Annotated in this window: 20 protein-coding genes and 1 riboswitch; of the genes, 6 read left to right on the plus strand and 14 right to left on the minus strand. The window is 66.1% G+C overall.

The window, feature by feature from the left end:
• The first annotated feature begins 36 nt into the window (after positions 1 to 36).
• Together CH249_RS23510 and CH249_RS23515 are read left to right on the plus strand one after the other, a co-directional pair.
• A complete protein-coding gene (locus CH249_RS23510) occupies positions 37 to 540 on the plus strand; it encodes a hypothetical protein (RefSeq protein WP_094682844.1) in 504 nt (167 codons plus the stop codon).
• Positions 537 to 977: a ferritin-like domain-containing protein gene (locus tag CH249_RS23515; RefSeq protein WP_094648082.1), complete on the plus strand. Its 441-nt coding sequence runs from the start codon at positions 537 to 539 to the stop codon at positions 975 to 977. Before CH249_RS23510 ends, CH249_RS23515 begins: the two co-directional genes overlap by 4 nt.
• Here the strand turns inward: CH249_RS23515 and CH249_RS23520 are convergent.
• On the minus strand, positions 940 to 2,394 hold the full coding sequence (locus tag CH249_RS23520; protein WP_094682845.1) for an MFS transporter: 1,455 nt from the start codon (positions 2,392 to 2,394) through the stop codon (positions 940 to 942). The two genes, CH249_RS23515 and CH249_RS23520, sit on opposite strands and share 38 nt — an antisense overlap.
• Before the next feature lie 83 nt (positions 2,395 to 2,477).
• Between CH249_RS23520 and CH249_RS23525 the strand changes: the two genes are divergently transcribed.
• Positions 2,478 to 3,092 carry a TetR/AcrR family transcriptional regulator gene (locus CH249_RS23525; protein ID WP_032397832.1) on the plus strand — a complete coding sequence of 205 codons (615 nt, stop codon included), beginning with the start codon at positions 2,478 to 2,480 and terminating at the stop codon, positions 3,090 to 3,092.
• A gap of 3 nt (positions 3,093 to 3,095) precedes the next feature.
• Here CH249_RS23525 and CH249_RS23530 read toward each other — a convergent pair whose 3' ends face one another.
• Positions 3,096 to 4,820, minus strand: a complete 1,725-nt coding sequence (locus tag CH249_RS23530; protein WP_094682846.1) for an acyl-CoA dehydrogenase family protein — start codon at positions 4,818 to 4,820, stop codon at positions 3,096 to 3,098.
• A 75-nt stretch (positions 4,821 to 4,895) separates the two neighbouring features.
• Complete coding sequence (locus tag CH249_RS23535) at positions 4,896 to 6,647, minus strand: proline--tRNA ligase (RefSeq protein ID WP_094682847.1); 1,752 nt, start codon at positions 6,645 to 6,647, stop codon at positions 4,896 to 4,898.
• A gap of 69 nt (positions 6,648 to 6,716) precedes the next feature.
• On the opposite strand from CH249_RS23535, the gene yaaA reads away from it, so the two are divergent.
• The 3 genes from yaaA to mgtE are packed head-to-tail and all read left to right on the plus strand — an operon-like array spanning position 6,717 to position 10,057.
• The gene (gene yaaA, locus CH249_RS23540; protein ID WP_094631764.1) at positions 6,717 to 7,460 is read left to right on the plus strand and encodes a peroxide stress protein YaaA; all 744 of its coding nucleotides are present in this window, start codon (positions 6,717 to 6,719) and stop codon (positions 7,458 to 7,460) included.
• Positions 7,457 to 8,668 (plus strand): DUF2786 domain-containing protein, encoded by a 1,212-nt coding sequence (locus CH249_RS23545; protein WP_094682848.1) that lies wholly within the window; start codon positions 7,457 to 7,459, stop codon positions 8,666 to 8,668. Before yaaA ends, CH249_RS23545 begins: the two co-directional genes overlap by 4 nt.
• A 42-nt stretch (positions 8,669 to 8,710) precedes the next feature.
• Positions 8,711 to 10,057: a magnesium transporter gene (gene mgtE, locus CH249_RS23550; RefSeq protein ID WP_094638050.1), complete on the plus strand. Its 1,347-nt coding sequence runs from the start codon at positions 8,711 to 8,713 to the stop codon at positions 10,055 to 10,057.
• Positions 10,058 to 10,070: 13 nt separating this feature from the next.
• Here mgtE and CH249_RS23555 read toward each other — a convergent pair whose 3' ends face one another.
• The 11 genes from CH249_RS23555 to mqo form a co-directional block, all read right to left on the minus strand.
• Complete coding sequence (locus CH249_RS23555) at positions 10,071 to 11,558, minus strand: MFS transporter (protein ID WP_045195540.1); 1,488 nt, start codon at positions 11,556 to 11,558, stop codon at positions 10,071 to 10,073.
• A gap of 7 nt (positions 11,559 to 11,565) precedes the next feature.
• Positions 11,566 to 12,801 (minus strand): uroporphyrinogen-III C-methyltransferase, encoded by a 1,236-nt coding sequence (gene cobA, locus CH249_RS23560; RefSeq protein ID WP_373453529.1) that lies wholly within the window; start codon positions 12,799 to 12,801, stop codon positions 11,566 to 11,568.
• 11 nt (positions 12,802 to 12,812) lie between these two features.
• Positions 12,813 to 14,495 (minus strand): ATP-binding cassette domain-containing protein, encoded by a 1,683-nt coding sequence (locus tag CH249_RS23565; RefSeq protein WP_094682849.1) that lies wholly within the window; start codon positions 14,493 to 14,495, stop codon positions 12,813 to 12,815.
• A 53-nt stretch (positions 14,496 to 14,548) separates the two neighbouring features.
• Complete coding sequence (locus CH249_RS23570; protein WP_179273211.1) at positions 14,549 to 16,216, minus strand: alkaline phosphatase D family protein; 1,668 nt, start codon at positions 16,214 to 16,216, stop codon at positions 14,549 to 14,551.
• A gap of 57 nt (positions 16,217 to 16,273) precedes the next feature.
• Positions 16,274 to 17,290, minus strand: coding sequence for a zinc-binding alcohol dehydrogenase family protein (locus tag CH249_RS23575; protein ID WP_094682851.1), 1,017 nt, complete (start codon positions 17,288 to 17,290; stop codon positions 16,274 to 16,276).
• A 2-nt stretch (positions 17,291 to 17,292) separates the two neighbouring features.
• The gene (locus tag CH249_RS23580; RefSeq protein ID WP_094631770.1) at positions 17,293 to 17,679 is read right to left on the minus strand and encodes a cobalamin biosynthesis protein; all 387 of its coding nucleotides are present in this window, start codon (positions 17,677 to 17,679) and stop codon (positions 17,293 to 17,295) included.
• A 13-nt stretch (positions 17,680 to 17,692) separates the two neighbouring features.
• Positions 17,693 to 19,123, minus strand: coding sequence for a cobyrinate a,c-diamide synthase (locus tag CH249_RS23585; RefSeq protein WP_094682853.1), 1,431 nt, complete (start codon positions 19,121 to 19,123; stop codon positions 17,693 to 17,695).
• Positions 19,117 to 19,737 carry a cob(I)yrinic acid a,c-diamide adenosyltransferase gene (gene cobO, locus CH249_RS23590; RefSeq protein WP_032397822.1) on the minus strand — a complete coding sequence of 207 codons (621 nt, stop codon included), beginning with the start codon at positions 19,735 to 19,737 and terminating at the stop codon, positions 19,117 to 19,119. Before cobO ends, CH249_RS23585 begins: the two co-directional genes overlap by 7 nt.
• A 9-nt stretch (positions 19,738 to 19,746) precedes the next feature.
• Complete coding sequence (locus CH249_RS23595) at positions 19,747 to 21,714, minus strand: magnesium chelatase subunit D family protein (protein ID WP_094682943.1); 1,968 nt, start codon at positions 21,712 to 21,714, stop codon at positions 19,747 to 19,749.
• A 40-nt stretch (positions 21,715 to 21,754) separates the two neighbouring features.
• Positions 21,755 to 21,904, minus strand: a riboswitch (cobalamin riboswitch).
• Positions 21,905 to 21,989: 85 nt separating this feature from the next.
• Complete coding sequence (locus CH249_RS23600) at positions 21,990 to 22,466, minus strand: GNAT family N-acetyltransferase (protein WP_027496727.1); 477 nt, start codon at positions 22,464 to 22,466, stop codon at positions 21,990 to 21,992.
• Positions 22,467 to 22,477: 11 nt separating this feature from the next.
• A complete protein-coding gene (gene mqo, locus CH249_RS23605) occupies positions 22,478 to 24,046 on the minus strand; it encodes a malate dehydrogenase (quinone) (protein ID WP_230597003.1) in 1,569 nt (522 codons plus the stop codon).
• Positions 24,047 to 24,165 lie beyond the last annotated feature (119 nt).

A 24,165-nucleotide genomic window follows, 5' to 3' on the forward strand; every position in this document is an offset into this window, starting at 1 on the left:
GCGCGTGCCGGCGCTGCGGTCTGGCACGATATCGGAGTGCCAACGCCGACCGTCCCCTTCGCGCTCAGTCGCCGCGGGTTGTTCCGACTCGCCGGTGCCGCCGTACTGTCGGCGACCACCGTTTCCACGATGGTGGCCTGCGGCAGAGAAGAGATCTCGGGTCCTGCCCTCGATACCCTGACCGCGCAGTTGCGCGCAGCCCGAGTCGATGCCGCCGATGCGACCGCGGCCGCGGCCGTGATCGCCGACTACGCGGCCGCACTCGGAATCGTTGCGGCGCAGCGGACCGAACACGCCGATGCGCTCGACACCGAGATCGCCCGCGCCACCGGCACCTCGACCGACACGTCGTCGGTCACGGCCACCACCACACCGGCTCCCACGACGCCGCCGCCCGATCTGGCCGCCGTACGGGAGATGTTGACTGCGTCCGCTCGCAGCGCAGCGGATGCGGCTCGCAACGAAAGTGGTTACCGGGCAGGCCTTCTCGGATCGATCAGCGCCTCGTGCACCGTCTCGGCCCTGGTGGTTCTGGCATGAGCGATCTCGGTCCGGAACAGCAAGGCCTGGTCGATGCCCTGCACGCGGAGTACGCGGCGGTGTTCGCCTACGGCGTCGTCGCGGCGTTCTCCAACCCGACGCGCGCCGAGCTGGTGGCGTCGAACACTGCCGCTCACCGCGCGCGCCGAGACGCGACCATCGATGCGCTCCGGGCGGCGAGCGTCACTGTGCCACTGCCCGATCCGGCGTACGCGTCCCCGTTCCCGGTGACCGACGCGATCTCGGCTGCGCAGTTGGCCGCGCAGGCGGAGATCGACACGAGCATCGCGTGGCGTTCGTCCATCGAACGCAGCCGGTCGGGAGCGACCCGCGACATGGCAGTGCAGGCACTGACCGACGCCGCGGTTCGCCTCGCGACGTGGCAGCAGATTCTGGGCGTCAGTCCGTCGTCGACGGCATTTCCCGGCCAACCGTGATCGCGCCTGCCGGTCCGGCGGAACGTCCCGGCATGAACAGCGCCGCCACGAGTCCGATCGCCACTGCCCCTGCACCGACCAGCAGTGCCGGTGCCAGGGCGTCGGTGTAACCGGTGGGCGTCAGTGATCCACCCGCTCCGATGAACACCGCAGTCAGCACCGCGATGCCGAGCGCGATACCCACCTCCCGCACGGTGGAGTTCGCGCTGCTCGCGGTGGCGTGATCGTCGTCCTTCATATCGCGCAGCACCGCCGTGGCGGACGGAGCGAACGTCAGTCCCATGCCCACTCCGGCCATCAGCAACGCCGGGACCATCGCCGGGTACTCGGTATCGGGTCCCAGAATCAGCGCCATCCACACGAGCGAGACCGACTGCAGCGCCAGGCCGCCGACCAGTAGTCCGCGCAGCCCGACGCGCTCGGCGAGCAGACCGGCGATCGGTGCGACCACCATCGGTGCGGCAGTCCACGGCAGGGTGCGTAGTCCGGCCTGGAACGGCGTGTAGTTCATGACGATCTGCAGGTACTGCGCGAGGAGGAACACCGCGCCGAACATGCCGAGCGAGAACATGATTCCGATGATGTTGGCGATGGTGAAGCTTCGCGAACGGAACAGGGCAAGGGGCAGCACCGAGTATCGGGTGCGCGAGGCACGCAGGACGAAGGCCACGAGCAGTACCGCCGAGCCGATGAAGCCGGCGAGCACCGACGCCGACGCCCACCCGTCGTCGTTGCCGTGCACCACCGCCCAGATCAGGAGGAAGACTCCGCCGCCCGAGAGCAGCACGCCGAGCAGATCGAGCGGTCGGCTGCGCCCTGCGGTTTCCTTCAGCGCGATGTACGCCAGCGGTATTGCGACGAGTGCCACCGGTACGTTGATCCAGAAGATCGCCTGCCATGAGATCCCGTCGACGACGGCTCCGCCGACCACCGGCCCCAGTGCGACGCCGAGGCCGGAGACTCCTCCCCAGATACCGATTGCCATCGCACGCTTGCCCACCGGCACGACCGCGGCGAGCAGGGCCAGGGACAAGGGCATGATCGCGGCAGCACCGATTCCTTGTACTGCGCGTGCCGCGATGAGCATCGCTGGAGTCGTGGCGAGCGCGCTGGCAACGGAGGCGGCGGTGAAGACGGCGATTCCGCCGAGGAACACCGCGCGTCTGCCCCATCGGTCACCGAGCGTCGCCGCTGTGAGCATGAACGTCGCGAAGCTGAGGGTGTACGCGTTGAGGAACCACTGCAGTTGTCCGACAGAGGCGTTCAGATCCTGCTGGATGACCGGGAGTGCACTGGTCATCACGAGATTGTCGAGCGTTGCCATGAACATCGGCAGGGATGCTGCGACGATGCCGAGCCACACCGGAACGTTCCGAGTGGCCGGTTGCACTGCAGGCGGAGAGGTTGTGGCGGTCATGGTGGACGTCCCGTCTCGGAGCTTGTAAGCATCGAATGATTACTTAATCCAGACCGTAAGTTATCGACTGATAACCTGTCAACATGTCCGACGCCTCGATCGCCAAGCCCAGAGCCACCCGGATGGACGCGGCCGACCGCCGCGAACTCGTCCTCGACGCCGCGACACAGGCGTTCGCACGCGGGGGTTACGCCGGAACGAGTACCGACGCAGTGGCGAAACTGGCCGGCGTATCGCAGCCGTACGTGGTCCGTATGTTCGGAACCAAGGTCGAATTGTTCCGGCTCGTGTTCCAACGCTCCATCGACGGCATCATGACGGCGTTCGACCGAGTCCTGGCTTCGGGCCCTCTCGACCCGACCGACGACCGGACCTGGGCCGACCTCGGGGGTGCCTACGCCGACCTGGTGGCCGATCGCGACCTGTTGATGGTCATGATGCACGGGTTCGGCGCAGGGGCGGTACCCGAGATCGGCCGGCAGGCCCGAGAAGGAATGGGCGCGATCTACAGCCAGATCCGCAACGGAACGGGCTGTTCGGAAGATCAAGCACGAGCGTTCATCGCGCACGGAATGCTGCTCAACGTCCTGATGTCGATGCAGGCACCGGAGCATCCCGAGGACAGCGCCGGACTGCACGAGATGACGATGTGCGCGTTCGGGACGAAGCTCGTTCCGACCGATCCCGGAGCGCTGTGACGATCAGGGACGCATCTCGTACCGACCGTCGTACGAGACGACCTCGTTCCAGACCGTCTCGAAACGGCCTTCGTCGACCACCGGCTTGCGAATCGCATCCAGAGCCCACTGTTGTTGTGCAGCAGTCGACGACGGCTTCCCGTACAGCGCGACGGCGTAACCGGAGAAGTCCCTGATCTGGAAATCGAAGATCTGGTCCATGATCTCGGTCGAGATCTCGTCGGCCTGCTCGAGCAGAAGGTGACCGTAGACGACGAGCGAGAACAGGTGGCCGACCACGAGCAGGAAGTCGAGGTCCTTCTGCTGCGCTTCGTCGGGCGCGCACTCGGCGAGAAACGCCCTGAACGCCTGCGCCTGCTCGTAGAACCGTCCGACATTGGGGATACCGGAGTGCTTCCGGTACACCGGATTCCAGTCGTGGAACCGCACCGAACTCGCACCCCTTGCCGGGCCCTGAGCGAAGAAGAAGCTGTCGTCCACCGGCTCGGTCCGAGTGCCGACATCGGGGTAGTCGGTGGGCGAGAACATGTAGGCAGGCATGAACTTGAGCATCAGGGCGACGTTGACGTGCACGGTGCCCTCGAGTTTGGGAAGTGTTCCGATCAACTGGGCTGCCTCACGGAAGTAGGTGTTCTTCTCGTACCCCTTGGCCGCGATCACGTCGTGCAACAGACGGACGACCGTTTCGCCCTCCGAGGTGACCTTGGCCTTGGTCATCGGATTGAACAGGAGGTAGCGCCGATCCTCGGCTCCCGCGCCGCGGAAGTAGTCCAGCGCCCGAGCACTGAACAGCTTCATGGCGATCAGACGCGAGTAGCCGTCGACGAATGCGCTGCGCACGTGCGGGAAGTCGGTGACGCGATTGCCGTACAGAATTCGGTTGTTCGCGTGCGTGATCGCCTCGTAGAACGCGTGCTCGCAGATGCCGATGGAGCCGGTGCAGAGGTTGAATTTGCCGACGTTGACCGTGTTCAGCGCGGCCGAGAACGCATCGGAACCGGTGTGCAGGATGTCCTGCTGCCGGACGGGGTAGTTCTCGAGCGCGAACGTGCTGACGTACATCTGCCCGTGGACGACGCTCTCGCGAAGCCGGTAGGCCGGATGCGAGCTGTCGGCCACGAAGAACACGTACGAATCGGGTCCGTCCACGTCGGTGCGTCGGCCGAACACCGAGACCATGCCCGCAACGTTGCCGTTTCCGATGTAGTACTTCTCCCCCGACGCGGTGAACTCGAGCTCGGAATCCTCGGACGCGGGCGTCAACAGCATGTCCGTGGAGTAGACATCGGCTCCGTGTGCGCGCTCGGACAGTCCGAACGCCATCACACCGCCGCGGTCCAGCTCGCGTGCGGCGCGGCGTTTGGCGTCGTCGTTGGCACTCATCCAGATGGGGCCCAGACCCAGCACGGTGACCTGCCAGGTGTACCAGTAGGCCAGTCCGTAGAACCCGAGAACCTCGCTCAGGGCAGCGTTGCGTGCAGCGTCCCACCGCGTGTTCGGCGATCCCTCCGCGTACGCGGCGGGCGTGGAGAAGGTCGCGAACAGCTTCTTCTCGGCGACGAATTCGAGAAAGTCGGCCGGCCAGACGCTGTCCAGATCGTCGGCCAGGAGTCTGCCCTTGCCGCGACTTTCGAACCACTCGATCAGTGCGCGCAGTTGTCGGCGAGATTCCTCGTCCAGTTCGGCCGGATCGAACGTTGTCGGATCGAACAGCGAATACTGAGCCACGGTGTGACCTCTCCTAGTCGGTGACCCGAAGCTACCAGCGGGTAACCGACCGCGCAGAAAGATCGCGAGACTGTCCTACGGCGTGCGCCGCACGGCCTCGACGATCCCCTCGACCGCCGAGTCGATGTCGAGTTCGCGACTCTCACCGGTGAAGCGATCACGGATCTCGACCTTGCCGTCGGCCCAACCCCGGCCGAGAACGACCACCAGCGGAACACCGATCAGTTCCGAGTCCTTGAACTTCACTCCGGGCGAGGCCTTGCGATCGTCGAACAGCACCTCGATGCCCTGGGAATCGAGTTGTGTCGCAATGGATTCCGCACCCGCTCGCGCAGCGTCGTCCTTGTTCGCGATCACCAGGTGGACATCGGCAGGTGCAACCTCCGACGGCCACCGCAGACCCTTGTCGTCGTGCATCTGCTCGGCGATCACGGCGACCAGACGCGAGACGCCGACGCCGTAGGAACCCTGAGTCAGGCGAACCGGCTTGCCGGTCTCACCGAGGACGTCGACAGAGAACGCATCGGTGTACTTGTAGCCGAGCTGGAAGATGTGTCCGATCTCGATTCCGCGAGCACTGACGAGCGGTCCACGACCGTCGGGAGACATGTCGCCGTCACGCACCTCGGCTGCTTCGATGGTGCCGTCGGGAACGAAATCGCGACCGGCGACGAGGTTGACCACGTGCTTGCCCTTGACGTCCGCGCCGGTGATCCACGACGTGCCGTCGACCACCCGGGGATCGACGAGGTATCGAACTCCGTTGGCCTGCAACGCACGAGGCCCGATGTACCCCTTGACGAGGAACGGATTGGCCGCGAAGTCCGCGTCGGTGAGCAGAGCGAATTCGGCAGGCTCGAGTGACGCTTCGAGGCGCTTCTCGTCCACCTCGCGGTCACCGGGCAGGCCGATGGCGAGCAGTTCCCACTCCCCTTCGGCGCCCCGCACCTTGAGCAGGATGTTCTTGAGTGTGTCCGCGCCGGTGACGGTGCGTCCGAGATCTGCCGAGTTGGCCCACTCCACCAGGGTCGCGATGGTGGGGGTGTCGCCGGTCTCGTGATCGACGGCAGCGGGCTGCCCTTCGATCGGCAGCGGCGCAGGTGCCGGCGTGGTGACGGCCTCGACATTTGCCGCGTATCCCGACTCGATGCAGCGCACGTAGGTGTCCTCACCGATGTCGCTCTCGGCCAGGAATTCCTCGGAGGCGCTGCCTCCCATGGCACCGGACGTCGCGGCGACGATGACGTAGCTGACCCCGAGGCGGGCGAAGATGCGCTGGTACGCCTCACGGTGGGCGGCGTAGGACTTCTTCAGTCCGTCCTCGTCCATGTCGAAGGAGTACGAGTCCTTCATCACGAACTCGCGGCCACGCAGAATGCCGGCGCGGGGACGCTCTTCGTCGCGGTACTTGGTCTGAACCTGGTAGAGCGTGACCGGCAGGTCCTTGTACGAGTTGTACTCGGCCTTGACCGTCAGCGCGAACAGTTCCTCGTGCGTGGGGCCGAGCAGCATGTCGTTGCCCTTGCGATCCTGCAACCGGAACAGGGCGTCGCCGTATTCGGTCCACCGATTGGTGGTCTCGTACGGCTCGCGCGGCAGCAGTGCGGGCAGGGATATCTCCTGCGCACCGATGGCGTTCATCTCCTCGCGCACAACACGCTCGACCTGCCGAAGCACCCGCAGACCCAGCGGCAACCAGGAGTAGACGCCCGGCGCGATACGGCGGACGTAACCGGCGCGGACCAACAACTTGTGACTGTCGACCTCGGCGTCGGCCGGGTCGTCGCGAAGGGTACGAAGGAACAACTGCGAAAGACGGGTGATCACAGGTTGTCAGACTAGTCGCTCACGCAGTGCCTGTGAGCAGGCGGCCGTGCAGTGAGTAGCCTCGAGCCCGTGCTGATTCTGCTGCCTCCCTCCGAGACGAAGTCCGACGGCGGTTCCGGAGCACCCCTCGATCTGGACCGCCTGTCGTTGCCCTCGCTGACGCCGCTTCGCCGAAAGCTCGCCGACGCGCTGGTGGAACTGTCCAGCGACGTCGACGCATCGATCACGGCGCTCGGCCTCGGCCCCACTCAGGTCGACGAGATCGAACGCAACGCCCGGTTGTGGACCTCACCCACCACCCCTGCGCTGCAGCGGTACACCGGCGTGCTCTACGACGCCCTCGACGCGGCGTCGTTCACCCGTGCCGGTCGGGCCAGAGCGAACGCGAGGCTGTGGATCGGCTCGGCACTGTTCGGGGCCGTCCGTGCCTCCGATCCGATTCCGTCCTACCGTCTCTCCGGTGGCTCGACCGTTCCGAATTTCGGAACGCTGCGATCACATTGGAAGCCCGAACTCTCCGATGCCATCGACGCCGAGGACGAGGGGATCGTCGTCGACCTGCGATCGGGCACCTATCAGCAACTAGGTCCCGTCCCGGGCGCGATCACCGCAACGGTGCTCACCGAGAAGCCCGACGGCAGCCGATCGGTGGTGAGCCACTTCAACAAGCATCACAAGGGTCTGCTGGCACGCGCATTGACCCTGACCACCGCCGAGCCGAAGGACGTGAAAGCTGTTGCGCGCGTTGCATCCAAGGCCGGCCTTCGGGTCGAAGTGGCGTCGAGCACCGAATTGATCGTGCTCACCGAATGAACGACATTCCGGGACTGCTCCGCCTCGGTGCCGACGCATCGGTCGGCAAGACCAGGAGCCAGCGCGTCGCCGACGACGTCGCGGATCGGCTGGTGTCGATGGACGCGACCGAAATCGGCTCTCGGGCGCTGACGAACATGATCGAGGCGATGTACGAAAACGGCTGGCAGCCCATGGATCTGGTGCATGTCGTGCGGCGTCAGCACACGGTGGCCGTCGCCGATCTCGCTGCCGCGGTGCTGCTGCATCAGGCCGACCTCACCGACGCCGATGCACGGGCCCCGCAGGACTGGGTGGATCAGATGTCCACGATCTGTGAGCAGTTCCCCAAGGTTGCGGCGCGGGTGGAGGCCACGCCCGATTTCCTGACCGCGTACCTGGCCTCCTCGGGTAAGTCCGATTACATCGCAGCCAGTGATCAGTGGCTCGACGTGCTCACCCTGCTCGGCCGATGGCAGACGCTGCCCCGGTGGCCTCAACTCGGCCCCAAGCCGTCCCAATGGCCGCGCACTCGTCCCACGGTGACCGGTGTCGCCGGCACCGACTCACCGAACACCAAGATGCTGAGCAAGATTCGCGGACTGCTGGCCAAGGCCGACGCCACGGATTTCGAGGAGGAGGCCGAGACACTGACGGCCAAGGCGCAGGAGTTGATGACGCGCTACTCCATCGACACCATGCTGCTCTCTCAGGGCCACATCGACATTCACGGCCGACGGGTACATGTCGACGGCCCCCATGCGCCCGCCAAGGCGCAACTGCTGCACGTCGTCGCAACCGCCAACCGCGTCAAGGCGATCTGGGATCCGGAGTTCGCCGTCGCAACCCTGGTCGGGGCTCCGGTGGACGTGGAACAGACCGAGTTGCTGTTCACCTCGCTGCTGGTTCAGGCAACGCGCGCCCTCGGGCATTCACCGCAGGCGAAGAAGCGCAAGAAAGCCGGATCGGCGGCGTTCGGCAAGGCGTTTCTGTACGCCTATGCCGTCCGCATCGGAGACCGCCTCACCGATGCCGACGCGCTCGCACTCGAAGTGGCTCGTCACGAATCAGGTGATCTGCTACCGATTCTCGCCGCGCAGACCGTCGCCGTCGAAGCCGAGTTCGATCGACTGTTCCCGACGGCGAAGCCGATGCGCGGCCCCCGCCTGGACGCCGAGGGCTGGGATTCGGGGCAGGCTGCGGCGGATCGAGCGGACCTCTCGCGCTGAGGTGTTCGAGTCCACCGCTCGTACGCAAGGCAAAATGGTTCCGTGCCCGAAACTCTCGACGACATCATGACCCGTACGTCCGATCTGCTGACCGACCGCGACATGGCCGCCCTGTCCACTCTGATGGCCGAGCTGTCGACCACCGATGCGGTGCGCATGCTCGAGCGGGTCGACTCGTCTCGACGAGCGGTGTTGTTTCGTCTGCTGCCGAAGGACGAAGCGGTCACGGTCTTCGAGCGGTTCGACGCCACCGTTCGCGGCGAGTTGTTCGAGAGTCTTCGCAGTGACGATGTGATCGCTCTGTTCGAGGATCTCGACCCCGACGACCGTGTCGAACTGCTCGACGAACTCCCCTCCAACGTGGCACATCGACTGTTGGTTGGCCTGTCTCCCGACGAGCGCGCGCTCACCGCCCCCATGCTGGGGTACGAGCGCGGGTCGGTCGGTCGCCGCATGAGCCCGGAGTTCGTTCGGCTGCGCAGTGCCGCGACCACTGCCGACGCACTCGATGCCGTGCGACGCACCGGCTCGGACGCCGAGTCGGTGTACCTGTTACCGATCACCGACGATCACCGAACTCTGCTGGGGGTGGTGACCCTCGCCGACCTGGCGACTGCGGCACCGACCACTCCCGTCGGCAAGCTGTACTCGGATCATCCGGTGGTCAAGGCCGATTCGTCGGCGGAGGAAGCTGCCCGACTGTGCTTCGAGCACCGCAGTCCTGCAGTGGTCGTGGTCGATTCAGAGCAACGGCTGATCGGCATTCTCACCCTCGAGCAGTCGTCACGAATCCTGGAAGAAGCCGAGGATGAGGACGCTGCCCGCGCCGGCGGCTCGGAGCCGCTGCGCAGGCCGTATCTGTCGACGCCTGTGCTGTCCATCGTTCGCTCCCGCGTGGTGTGGTTGCTGGTGCTGGCGCTGTCGGCAATCCTCACGGTGCAGGTGCTCGAGATCTTCGAGCACGCGCTCGCCGCCGTCGTCACTCTCGCGCTGTTCATTCCGCTGCTGACCGGAACCGGCGGCAACACCGGCTCGCAGGCCGCGACCACCGTCACGCGGGCACTCGCGCTCGGTGACGTGCGACCGCGAGACATAGCCGCGGTGCTGTTTCGCGAGATTCGGGTCGGAGCGACGATGGGTGCGATGCTCGGCACCCTCGGCTTCGTGATCGCAGGACTCGTCTACGACTGGCACCTCGGGCTCGTCATCGGTACGACGCTGTTGTCGATCTGCACACTCGCAGCCACTGTCGGCGGAGCGATGCCGCTGATCGCCAGGAAGATCGGTGTCGACCCGGCGGTCTTCTCGACACCCTTCATCTCCACCTTCTGCGACGCGACGGGATTGATCGTCTACTTCCTCATCGCCAAGGCCGTCCTCGGCGTGTGATCGGCGCTGCTGGTCACCCCTTCTGGGCGTTTTCCTGAGCGGCCTGGGCCTGTGCGACCTGCTGCGGGGTGAAACGAATGAACACCGCAGCGATTCCCGCGACCACGGCGCAGACGGCGCAGCAGAACAGCGCGAACATGTAGCCCGAGCTCAACGCATCGAGCTGGGTGTCGTTCATCAGCGTCGCCGGTCCGGAAATGCCGCCCAACGACAGGGTGCGGGAGGTCACCAGCGCGCCGATCACGGCCAGCGCCAAGGGCCCGCCGAGGGTCTGAGCAACCAGGGCGATGGCGGTCAAGGGGCCGATCTCGGTGGGGCTCACTCCGGCGATGGCGCACAGCGGGAGCGGCACGACCGTCAGGCCGACGCCGAATCCGATGCCGATGACGGGGAAAAACAGTCCGGGGAAGTACGACGAGTCTGCGTTCATGGTCGCAACCGACACCATCAGCCAACCGACCATGATGACGGCACCGCTCAGAATCAGCCACCGTGGGGCGATGCGCGTCACCAGCTGCGAGGCCAGGAATGCGGCGGCACCGAGCCCGAAGGCGAACGGCACGAACGCCAGGCCCGCGTGCAACGGGCTGTATCCCAGGATGTCCTGAACGAACAGTGCCACGTACGCGGCGAGGCAGAACATCACCCCACCGGCGAAGAAGATGGCCACGAACGTCGCCACACGGTCTCGGCTGCCGAACAGCGAGAACGGAAGCAGCGGGTTGTCGGCGCGTCGCTCGACCATCAGGAACAACCCGAGGAACAGCAGGCCGGCGAGCAGCGAGACGATGACGATCGGGTTGGTCCAGCCCAGTTCGGTGCCCTCGCTCAGAGCCAACACAACGCCGGTGCAGCCGAGCGTCGCCAGAATCGCTCCCGGCACGTCGAGCGGTAGCCTCGCCCCCACCGTCTCCTGCAGCGACACGACTGCGAGCACCACGATGACGACACCGATGGGGACGTTGATCAGGAAGATCCACCGCCACGACACCTCGGTCAACGCACCGCCGATGATCAGCCCGGCGATGGAGCCGACACCGGTCATGGCCGCGTAGATCGCGATGGCCTGATTTCGAACCGGGCCCGGCGCGAACGTGGTCGCCACCAACGCGAACGCCGTGGGCGACGCCACCGCGGCTCCGACGCCTTGGAGCGCACGAGCCGCTACCAGCGTCGCCTCGTTGACCGCGAGCCCGCACAGCAGGGAGGCGACGGTGAACAGTACGACACCGGCCAGGAACATCTTCTTGCGGCCGAAGGCGTCACCGAGTCTGCCGCCCAGGAGCATCAGCCCGCCGAAGGCGAGGGCGTACGAGGTGAGCACCCAGTTGCGTCCGGCATCGGAGAGACCCAGATCGGCCTGCAACGGTGCCAGAGCGAGATTGGCGACGGTGCCGTCGAGCACCACCATCAACTGCAGGCCGCTCAGGACGATGATCGCCAACCCGAACGCGCGGGTCGTCACCGGGTACTTGACCTCGGTGCTGGAGGTATCGGGCATCGATGATTCAGGCACGGGCGTTCACGTTACCGGCGTGTACAGAGAAACCGGCAACGGTTCCGATGACCACGATGGCCGGAGGCCTGATCTCCGCGTCGCGAACAGCATCGGCGACGGTGCTCAGAGTGGCGCGCACTTCGCGCTGGGTGCGCATGGTGCCTTCCTGAACGACGATCACCGGGGTGTCGGACGGCCGACCACCGGCGATGAGAACGTCGGCGAACAGGCCGATGCGTTCGACGGCCATCAGCAACACGATGGTGCCCTTGAGCTTGGCCAGCGCATTCCAGTCGACGAGCGAATCGGGATGGTCGGGTGCCACGTGGCCGCTGACGACGACGAACTCGTGGGTGACGGCGCGGTGCGTCACCGGTATCCCGGCGGACGAGGGTACCGAGATGGCGCTGGTGATTCCGGGCACCACCGTGACCGGGATTCCCTCGGCGGCGAGCGCTTCGAGTTCTTCGTATCCCCGACCGAACACGTAGGGGTCGCCGCCCTTGAGCCGGACGACGAATTTGCCTGCCTTCGCTCCGTCGATCAGCGCCTGGTTGATGGCCTCCTGCGCCATCGCGCGGCCGTACGGAATCTTCGAGGCGTCGATGACCTCCACGTGCGGACCCAATTCGGCGAGCAGCTCGGGCGGTGCGAGCCGATCGGCCACCACGACGTCGGCGTAGGCGAGCAACCTGCGGCCGCGGACGGTGATGAGGTCCGGATCGCCCGGTCCCCCACCCACCAGTGCCACGCCGGTCAACGGCGCATGCGCCGAATCGGCGACCACACCGGACTGCAGAGCGTCGATCACGGCATTGCGCACCGCGGCCGATCGACGGTGCTCACCGCCGGCGAGGACACCGAGGGTCAGCCCGTCCCATTCGGCCGACGCCGGGGTGACGGCGGTGCCGTCCTTGGCAATATCGGCTCTCACGCAGAAGATCCTGGACGCGGTGGCCTCGGCGACGATCGCGATGTTGGTCTCGGCCTCGTCGGTGCAGGCGACGGCGTACCAGGCGTCGGCGAGGTCGCCCTCTCGATAGTCACGCAACTCCATCGTCACCTGTCCGAAGGTCGCCATCGCCTCGACTGCCGGTGTGGCCTCGCGCGTGATGACGTGCACCGCAGCGCCGCAGGAGATGAGCAGTGGCAATCGACGCTGCGCGACGGTGCCGCCACCGACCACGACGACGCGTCGACCTTCCAGATTGAGGCCGACCAGATAGGGAGAGTCAGTCGCGTTCACGAGAGGAAACGCTACCGCGCGCGCTGCACCCGCTTTTCGTCCCATACGGGCTCATCGGATTCGTAGGCCTGACCGGTGCTGCCGAACACGAGGAATCGGTCGAAGCTGCGGGCGAACCACCGGTCGTGCGTCACGGCGATGACGGTGCCGTCGAACGCGGCGATCGCGTCTTCGAGTGCATCGGCGGACATGAGGTCGAGGTTGTCGGTCGGCTCGTCCAGCAGCAACAGGGTGGCACCGGACAGTTCGAGCAGCAGAATCTGCACGCGCGCCTGTTGGCCGCCGGAGAGGTTGTCGTAGGACTGCTCGGCGGCTCGGGCCAGACCGTAGCGGTCCAATGCCCGTCCTGCGGCCTCGCGGCCCATACCGTCACGATGTTCGTTGCCCATGTGCAAGATGTCGAGCAGCGTGTTGCCCGCGAGATCCGGACGAGTGTGGGTCTGCGCGAACAGACCGGGCCGGACGCGAGCGCCGAGCACCGCGGTGCCGGTGTGCGGAACCGGATCGAGTGCCAGTTCCTGAACCGGCTCGTGCTCCTTCTCGGGATCGGTGCCACCGTTGGCCAGCAACCTGAGGAAATGCGATTTACCGGAACCGTTGGAGCCCAACACCGCAACGCGGTCGCCGTACCAGATCTCGGTGTCGAAGGGCTTCATCAGTCCGGTCAGTTCCAGCGCCGTACACACCAACGCGCGCTTGGCTGTTCGGCCGCCACGCAGCCGAACGGTGACGTGCTGCTTCAGCGGCACCGCCTCGGGCGGCCCGGCCTCCTCGAACTTGGCCAACCGAGTCTGCGACGCGTGGTACCGAGCAGCGACACCGTCGTTGAACTTGGCCTTCTCTCGCAGACGCAGCACCAGCGCCCGAAGTTTGACCAGTTCCTCGTCCCACCGCCGTCGCAGTTCGTCGAGCCGAGCATTCCGGTCCTCACGCGCGGCGTGATAGGTCGCGAACCCGCCGCCGTGCACCCACGAGGTGGCACCGCTGACGCCCGGTTCCAGCGTCACGATCCGGTTCGCGGCGTTGGCGATGAGTTCCCGGTCGTGGCTGATGAACAGGACGGACTTGTCGGAGTCGCGAATGGTCGCTTCGAGCCAGCGCTTGCCCGGCACATCGAGGTAGTTGTCCGGCTCGTCGAGAAGGAGCAGATTGTCCGAGCCGGCGAACAGAGCCTCGACCACGAGACGCTTCTGCTCGCCGCCACTGAGGGTCGACGCAGCGCGCCACTTCGCGCGGTCGAACGGCATTCCGAGTGCAGCAGTGGTGACCTTGTCCCAGAACGGTTCGAGGTCGTAACCGCCGACGTCACCCCAATCCGAGAGGGCCTGCGCGTATTTCATCTGGGTCTTCTCGTCGTCGACCTCGATCATCGTGTTCTCGGCGGCGTCGAGGGCCGCAGCGGCCGTCTGCACGGCCGACGACGCAACCGACAGCAGCAGATCACGAACGGTCGAGTCGTCTCGCAGCTGACCGACGAATTGCCGCATCACCCCGAGCGAGCCCGAGCTCGACACCGATCCTTCGTCGGGGGTCTCGTCCCCCGCGATGATCCGCGTCAGTGTCGTCTTGCCGGTTCCGTTGGGACCGATCAACGCCGTCTTGGCACCGTCGCCGACGCGAAACCCGACACCGTTGAGCAGCTGCCGTCCGTCGGGCAGGAAGTAGACGATGTCGTTCAGTTCGAGGTGGGCCACAACGAACCAGCCAACCTCATCGGCCCGGCGATGGCCAATCGTTTACTCGTCCGCTAGGCGAGGGCCAGGACCGACGTCTCGGTGAGCACCTGTTTGCCCGCATCGTCGACGTGCGCGTGGTGCACCCGCAACCGAGCCGAGTCGCCGTGCAGGGTCAGCAACATGACACCGTTGTCGAACCAGGGGCCCGCCTCGGCCTCCCACTCGACACCGGACGGGCCCACGTGTGCCGCCCGCGCCAGCTTCGACAGAATGCGGGCAGCGGGACGTTTGATGGCCAGCTTGTTGACGGCGCGAATCGGCAGATCGAGCGGATTGCGGAACGGCGACATGGTCAGCTGATACGTGGCCGGTACCTCGCGCCCGCCGACCCCGAAGTCCGCGTTCGCCACGTACGAGCAGTGCACGTCGCCCGAGAGCCACATGATCGAGGCGGGTGTGTTCTCGCCGCGAGAGAGCTCACGCGTCAACGCCGCCATGTCGTTGAAGGAGTTGGTGAAGGCCGCCCAGTGTTCGAGGTCGAGGCCGATCCGCATCTTCTCGGCCACCTTGGCCGACATCGACCCCCAACTGCCCTGTGCCACGGCCTCGTTCCACTGTTCGAGGTAGTGCAGGGCGGGCAGCATGAGGTAGGGCAACGACGACCCGAACAGCAGATGTCGTGGGGTCTTCTCGAGTGCGCGCTCGCGTACCCACGCCCACTCCTTCTCGTCGACCATCTCTCTGTTGTTCGGATCCAGATTCCGTGAGCACCGCGAGTCGATCATGATCAACCGCGTGTCGCCGAAATCTCGGTAGAAGCTCCATCGTCCGGTCTCGGGCCTGCGGTCGACACGTAACGCGAAGTCGGCCAACAGCTTCTCCCGCTCGGCATCGGTGTCGGCAGACCGAACTGCGGCGTACATCTCGTCCTGCGCCAGCTCCTTGGGCGAGAGGTTGCCCAGGTGCTGGTACACCCAGTAGGACGAGTACGCGCCGACCACACGATCGTTCCACCACGGCCGTGTCACGATGTCCCGACGCCAGGAGGCCGACGAGTTCCAGTCGTCGCGCAGATCGTGGTCGTCGAGGATCATGCACGACGGGATGCTCGCCATCAGAGTCCGTACCGGCTCGAGTCCCCACGATTCCCGGTACAGCCAGGAGTACTCCTCGAAATCGCAGATCTCGTTCTCCGCGTCGGTACCGATGGCGCTCTGCGGTCCTTCGCCCGAACTTCGGCGCGCCTGGAGTCGTTCGACGATCTCCGGAGACGGGTCGTCGGCGTAGACCTGGTCACCGAGAAGCAGCAGCGCCTGCGGCCATCGACTCGGATCCTGCTCGATCAGCGCGTTCCCCAGCCCGGCCAAGGCGTCGGCCCCGATCTGCTTCAAGGACTCGTCGCTGTAGTTGTCACCGCGCCGACACGAGCCGAAGGCCAACGTGACGGGTCCCTCGGCGTCGACGGTGTGGATGACCGCCGTCCGACCTTCCGGGGGCCACACGCGACGCTCGTCGACGAACACCTCGTAGTTCACCGTTGCGTTGGCCGGCAGTCCTTCGAGCGGTACCAGCGCGTAATGGTGGCCGTGCACTCCCCACGTACGTTCGGAACCCCGGACGCCGGCGTCGGTGACCACGGAAACCGTCGACGATTCGGCCATCTCGAACCACAGGGTCGCCGTCTCGGTGCCGACGTACCGGACGATCGGGCCGAGCAGGACGATGCTGTCGGAAGTCATTTGATCCACATTGCCTGCGTCGGCCCGCTTTCGCCAGTCGGTGGCGCGGATCGGTCCTCAGGAACGGGCCGCGACCACGACCTTTCCCCGTACGTGTCCGGTCTCGAGCAACCGGTGTGCTTCGCGGAGCTGCTCGGCGTCGATCGGAGAGAGGACCGTCGTCGCGGTCGTACGCACCGAACCCGCATCGACGAATTCGGCCACCCTGGTCAGTAGCTCGTGCTGACGAATCAGATCCGCAGTCTCGTGCATCGGGCGAGCGAACATGAATTCCCAGTGCCAGGAGATCGCCTTCGTCTTCAGCGGGAGAACGTCAAGTGTCTCGGGATCGTCGATCGCCACTATCTGTCCGAACGGCGTCAACAGGTCTGCATAGATCTCGACCTGGCCGGCGGAATGTGCAGTGAACACGTAGTCGATGCCGTCCGGTGCCACTCGGCGTACTTCGTCGCGAAGATCGCGGTGGTGATCGACCACCTCGGCTGCTCCGAGAGAACGAACCCACTCCACCGCGTCCTCACCCGCTGCCGTCGCGATCGCGCGCACACCAGGAACCAGGGTCCGAAGTAGTTGCAGCACAACAGATCCCACACCTCCGGTGGCACCGACCATCAGCAAGGTTCCGGTGGTCTCGGCAGTGATGCGGAGCTTGTCGAACAGTCCTTCCCATGCGGTGATCACGGTCAGCGGTAACGCCGCGGCCTGTGCGAAATCGAGGGTCGTCGGTTTCTTCGCCACGATGCGTTCGTCCACCGCATGGAACTGCGAGTCGGTCCCGGGTCGGCCGATGTCTCCCGCGTAGTAGACCTCGTCCCCCGGCGCGAACATGGTGACGTCGGCACCGACAGCGCGCACCACACCAGCGGCGTCGAACCCGAGCACCTTCGGCTCGCCCTGTGGATCGTTGCCGGCCCGGACCTTGACATCGACCGGGTTCACCGACACGGCTCGCACCTCGACCAGCAGGTCTCGCGGCCGCACGGCGGGCACGTCGACGACCACATCGGTGAGGCTGGCGGGGTCGTCGATCGGAAGCGAGCGGGTGTAGGCAACGGCTGTCATCGTCTCGGTCATACCTACAGGATGGCCCGAACCCCCGGTCCACCGTCAAGGCAGAGCTCGACCACGGCAACGGTGACACCGGCCGAACCGAACCTGGGCACCGTCAACTTCGTCGAACCGCCGGCCAGCAATGCCGCCGCCTCGGCGACGCTGGCACTTCCGACGGCACGGAGCACCCGAACCGATGTCGTCGGCGTGACGACGGTCGACAGTTCCCTCGCCGAGTAGGTCACTCCCCGAACCCCCATGCTCGACGCCACCGCCGCCACCAGTTCTGCTTTCCGGTCGATCGAGGCGATGGCCTCGACACGCCAGTCCGGTTGCAGCACCGTGGCGATCGCGGCCACGACGGCGGCGGAGCCGACGCCGGCTCGGGCACCGATTCCGACGACCACCCGCATCTCGCGACCTCTCTTACACGCGCGCGTAATCGACGGCGGCCGAGACGAATCGGGTGATCGACTCGGAATTGCCTGCGGCATGGGTGTGCAGATACGACGCGTGGACGCCGCCCTGCACGAAGCCCTCGCGCACTGCAGTTCTGCCGTCGGGGTTCTGCCTGTGCCAGCCCCAGGCGGCCGGCACCGCCTCGCGCACGTCCCTGGATCGGTTCGTTCCTGCAGGCTCCACTCCCACGACGAGCTTCGTGCGATGGAACTCGTGGCCGGTGACGCGGGTACCGGCGTCGAACAGTGTCGACGATTCGAGGGCAACCGCGTCGCGGTATCCCAGAGTGAGGGTGTTCCCGAATTCCGCGTCCACATCGACGACCCCGGCCATGGCATGACCGTCCAATCGCCTTGCCAGATAGAGCAATCCGGCGCATTCGGCGTGGATCGGCAATCCCTGGGCCGCCGCGGCTCGAATGTCGGCGAGCAACACCTCGTTCGCCGACAGTGCGGCTGCGTGTTCCTCCGGGAATCCGCCGGGTAGTACGACTCCTGCTGTGCCGGTGGGCAACCCGTCACGCAGCGGGTCGAAGACGGCCACATCGGCCCCGGCCGCGCGGAGCAGTTCGACGTGTTCGGTGTAGCCGAAGGTGAATGCCGGTCCACCCGCCACCGCTATCACGGGCGATCCCTCGCAGGTGCGTACCTCGTCCTCCGGGGACCACTGCGGCGCGGTCACCGACGATCGAGCCAGTGCGCTCACAGCCTCGATGTCTACGAATCGGGAGACCAGGGCGCTCATCGCGTCCACGGCATCGGTTGCGGCACCACCGTGTTCGACCGCGGTGATCAGCCCCAGGTGCCGTGACGGGACGACCAGTTCGCTCATGCGCGGCAGCGCGCCGAGTACCGGAACACCCACCCGTTCGCACGCTTGACGCAACACGTCCTCGTGCCGCTGACTGCCGACGCGATTGAGAATCACACCCCCGATGCGGACGCTGGCATCGAACGTCGAGAACCCGTGCAGCACCGCGGCGAGCGACTGACTGTGCCCGCGGGCGTCGACCACCAGGATCACCGGCGCACCGAGCATCGCGGCCACCCGTGCGGTCGATCCCTCGGCAGACGCCTCCCCCGGGCCGGTCATGTCGATCTTGCCGTCGAACAGTCCCATGACGCCCTCGACGACCGCGATGTCGCAGCCTCGACTGCCGTGTCGGAACAAGGGGCCGATGCGGTCGGCACCGACCATCACGGCGTCGAGGTTGCGGCCGGGGAGCCCGGCGGCGAGCGAGTGATAACCGGGGTCGATGTAGTCCGGCCCCACCTTGAACGGGGCGACGGTGCGGCCGGCACTGCGCAGCGCACCCATCAGCCCGGTTGCCACCGTCGTCTTCCCGCTGCCCGACGCGGGGGCCGCAATGACCACGGCGGGGCACGACGGAGTCACCATTCGATGCCTCGCTGTCCTTTGCGGCCGGCATCCATCGGGTGCTTGACCTTTGCCATCTCGGTCACGAGATCCGCGGCCTCGATCAGCTCATGGGGCGCATCCCGTCCAGTGATGACGACGTGTTGGTTGCCCGGTCGATGGGTCAGAACCTCGACCACCTCCGCGACGTCGACCCAACCCCACTTGAGCGGGTAAGTGAACTCGTCCAACACGTAGAAGCGGTGTGACTCCTGCTCGATCCGCCGGGCGATCTCCCGCCAACCCTCTGCTGCCGCCTCGGCGTGGTCGACGTCGCTGCCCTTCTTGCGGGTCCACGACCACCCCTCGCCCATCTTGTGCCATTCGACGGCTCCGCCGACCCCGGTGCTCTCGTGCAGGTCGCCGAGTGTGCGAAACGCCGCTTCCTCGCCGACCTTCCACTTGGCGCTCTTGACGAACTGGAACACTCCGACGTCGAATCCTTGATTCCAGGCCCGCAACGCCATCCCGAATGCGGCCGTCGATTTCCCCTTGCCCGGTCCGGTGTGCACCGCGAGCACGGGCAGATTGCGGCGCTGACGCGTCGTGAGGCCGTCCTGCGGAACGGTTCCGGGAGCCGGTACACCCTGAGGCATCGCGTACTCCTACGCCGCTGCGCGAACGACAGCGGCGACCTGCTCGGCCGACAGGTCCGCGAGGGCCACGTAGCCACCGCCGAGGCACGCCGCGAAATCGGAAGCGAGTCCGAGGCGGACCATTCCCGATTCGCAGTCCACCACGACGGAGGCGATCTTGTCCGACGCGATGCGCCGGGCGGCAATGCGGGCCCGGCCGACCGGATCGGTACCGCCGGTGGCCCGTCCGTCGGTGAGCGCGACCAGCAGAGCGCGGCGCAGCGGATCTCGAACACGCTCTCGCAGAACGAGTTCACGCGCCTGCAGAAATCCCTGCGCCAGTGGCGACCTACCGCCGGTCTTCATCTTCCGCAATCGAGTGACGGCCACGTCCACCGACGACGTCGGTGGCAGTACGGTCTCGGCTTGCGTGCCGCGCACCGTGATCACGGCAACCTTGTCGCGGCGCTGATACGCATCGCGCAGCAGCGACAGCACCGCACCGGTCACCGCGGAGAGCCGATCTCGCGCAGCCATCGATCCCGAGGCGTCGACGACGAAGACGATCAGGTTGCCTTCACGCCCCTCCTTGATCGCGCCCCGCAGGTCCGCGGGCTCTAGCTTCAACCGGCCGGCGGTGCGGCCGCGGACGACCTGCTGCTCGGCCGCGGCGAAGAGGGTGCCCACCAGGTGCAGACCTCTGCCTGGCTCGACAGTGGGCCGTACCGACCGTCCGTGCGAGGACCGCGACCGCGACCGTCGGCCGGGCGCGCCCTCGCCCACTCCTGGAACCTCGAGCAACCGCGCTCTGAACTGTGCTCCCGGCGTGCCCGCCTGCTTCTCGCTGCCGGCACCCGAGGACGGCGGTGGTTGCTTCGACTCGTCGCGTGAATCGGAGGACTCGGAGTCGGAGGACTGGGACTGGGACTGGGACTGGGACCCATCGTCTGGGGCCTCGGGCTCGGGCGCTCCCCCGCCGTCGGGATCGGGCTCCAGGTCGGGATCGGGCTCCGGGTCGGGTTGTTGCTCGGCCTGTTCCGCAGCGTCGCGCATGGCGTCGTCCAACTGCTTGTCGTCGATTCCCGGCTCGTCGAAGGGGTCGCGCCGACGCCGGTGCGGCAGAGCCAGTTCGGCGGCGATTCGCACGTCTTCCTCGGCCACCTCGCTCGCCCCTCGCCAGGCGGCGTGCGCGGACGCGGTACGCGCCAGCACCAGATCGGCGCGCATGCCGTCGACGTCGAAGGAGGCACACAGCGCGGCGATACGACGAAGTTCCTTGTCGCTCAACACCACGTCGTCGAGAATCTTCCGGGCGGCCAGAATCTGCTCGGCCACGGCGATGTCGTCGTTGCGGAACTCTGCAGCGAACGCGTGCGGATCACGCTCGTAGTTCATCCGGCGGCGGACGACGTTCATGCGGACGTCCACGTCCCGCGATGCCGTCACCTCAACTGCCAGACCGAACCGGTCGAGCAGCTGCGGACGTAGCTCGCCCTCCTCGGGATTCATCGTGCCGACGAGCACGAATTGTGCAGGGTGAGAATGAGATACACCGTCCCGCTCGACGTGTACCCGGCCCATCGCGGCCGCGTCGAGCAGCACGTCGACCAGATGATCGTGCAGCAGGTTCACTTCGTCGACGTAGAGCACACCACGGTGCGCGGCCGCGAGGAGACCGGGTTGAAACGCACGTTCGCCGTCGCGCAGAACCTTCTCGAGGTCGATGGACCCCACCACTCGGTCCTCGGTTGCGCCCACCGGAAGTTCGACGAGTTTCGCCGGGCGCGACCCGTCCTCGTCGTCCACGGCGGGCAGTAGGGTCGCGAGCGCGCGCACCACCGTCGATTTCGCGGTGCCCTTTTCTCCTCGAACCAGTACGCCGCCGATACCGGGGTGTACGGCGCACAGAATCAGCGACAACCTCAGCTGATCCTGACCGACGATCGCACTGAACGGATATCCCGGTTCGGGAACACTCCCATTTCGCTGCACAGCCAATTCCCTTCGTGCCCGGAGTTCCGCGCCGGACGTTCGGTCGAGATACACGAAGCCGGGCGGCGATCTGGCTGACAGGGGAATCTTCCGATGAAGAGTCTCCTGAACACAGTGGCGGGACCGCGCCTGATTGACACAGGACTTCTCCGCGACCGACTTCGAACGGAACACTACCGCCGAACGAACGAATGCCACACACGGTGTGGACCGGGTGTGGCATTCGTTCCGGGAGTGGAGCCTGCGGAATGACCCCACTGGTAATCGAGTACTACAGGAGGTCAGGCCTCGCTCCAGGCGGTGCCGCCGCCCCGGCGCATCGGGGTGTGCGGGATGCCGTCCTCGAGAACTTCCTCGCCGTCGGGCAGGAACCCGTGCTTGGCGTACATGTCGACGAGGTAGCTCTGCGCGTTGATCCGGCACGGCGCAGAGCCGACCTCGGCAAGCGCCGCGCGCAGAATTCGCGTGGTGTGGCCCTGTCCCCTGGCGGAGCGTTGCGTGCAGAGCCGGCCGATACGGAACGCCTTCTCGCCGTCGTCGTGCTCCTCGAGCAGGCGAAGGGTGCACACCACTTCGCCGTCCCGTTCGAGCCAGAAGTGTCGTGTCTCGGTCAGTAGGTCACGCCCGTCCAACTCCGGGTAAGCGCATGCCTGCTCGACCACGAACACCTCGACACGCAGCTTCAACAGGTCGTACAACGTGCTGTTGGACAGGTCTAGTGCCCATGATCGTTTGAGAGCTGCTGCTTGCGTATTCATACCTTTTGCTATCACACACCCGAGGGCTGTGCGAGCTCACGAGCATTTTCCAGTTCCAGCGTCTTCGACGTCCAGGCCCAGACCTCGTCGAACAGGGAGCTGTTCTGCGCCAGCTTGACCCCGAGCGAGGGAACCATCTCCTTGAGCTTGGGCTGCCATGCGTCGTACTTGTCGCCGAAGCACCGCTGCAGCACGTCCAGCATGGCCGGAACGGCGGTGGATGCGCCGGGCGATGCACCGAGCAGTCCCGCGATCGTGCCGTCCGCAGCGTTGACCACGGCCGTGCCGAACTCGAGTACGCCGCCGCGACCCTTCTTGCGGATCACCTGCACGCGCTGACCCGCGGTGACGAGCTCCCAGTTCTCGCCGAGCACCGAGGGTGCGAACTCGCGCAGCGTCTCGACACGATCCGCCTGCGACTGAGCCAGCTCACTGACCAGGTACTTGACGAGTCCGAGTTCGGTCACGCCGACTCCGAGCATCGACATCAGGTTGCCGGGCTTGACCGAGCCGGGCAGGTCGGTGATCTTGCCCTGCTTGAGGAATTTGGGCGACCAACCGGCGTACGGGCCGAACAGCAGACCCTGCTGGCCGTTGATCACGCGGGTGTCGAGGTGCGGCACCGACATCGGCGGAGCGCCGACCGACGCCTTGCCGTACACCTTGGCCGAGTGCTGCTCGATCAGTGCCGGATCGGTGCATCGCAACCACTCGCCGCTGACCGGGAAGCCGCCGAATCCCTTGATCTCCGCGATCCCGGACTTCTGCAGCAGGTGCAGTGCGCCGCCGCCTGCGCCGACGAACACGAACTTGGCGTTGACGGTCTTCTTCGCCCCGGTGCGCTGGTTGGCGACCTTGACGTCCCAGGTGCCGTCGGACTGCTTGGTGATGTTGCGCACATCGTGCCCGAAGTGCACGGTGCCGCCCGCGGACGACAGGTAGTTGAGCAGCTGCTTGGTCAGCGCACCGAAGTCGACGTCGGTGCCTTCCTGGCTCCAGTTCAACGCCACCGGGTCGGAGAAGTCACGGCCCTTGGCCATCAACGGCAGTCGCGCGGAGAACTCGTCCTTGGAGTCGATGTACTCCATGCCTGCGAACAGTGGGTTGCCCACGAGCGCCTCGTACCGCGCTCGGAGGTACTTCACGTTCTCTTCCCCGTGCACGAAGCTCACGTGCGGAATGGGGTTGATGAAGTTCTTGGCGTCGGAGAGAACACCGGTTTCGATACCGTGTGCCCAGAACTGACGCGACACCTGGAACTGCTCGTTGACGTTGAGCGCCTTGGCGATATCGACGCTGCCGTCCTTGTTCTGCGGCGTGTAGTTCAGCTCGCACAGGGCCGAGTGGCCGGTGCCCGCGTTGTTCCACGCATCGCTGCTCTCGGCTGCGGCCGCGTCGAGCCGCTCGTAGACGTCGATCGACCAGTTCGGCTCGAGCTGACGGAGCAGCGCACCGAGGGTGGCGCTCATGATTCCGGCACCGACCAGAACGACGTCGGTCTTGATCCGCTTACCCTGCTCATCTTTGGACACTGGAGAATCGACTTCCTTGTCTGTCGAGATCTCGGCCGGTGGCGGCATCGACCGAAGAACTCTGTTGTAGAGGGGCTACTCACCCGGTGCGGTCAGGTTACTAGCTGGGCCTACCCCATCGGACACCACGTCAACCCGGTCTCGATTGTGCTCCTCGGACGCCGCTC

Origin of the sequence: Rhodococcus sp. 05-2255-3B1 (assembly GCF_002258545.1) — a bacterium.
Taxonomy (GTDB): domain Bacteria; phylum Actinomycetota; class Actinomycetes; order Mycobacteriales; family Mycobacteriaceae; genus Rhodococcoides.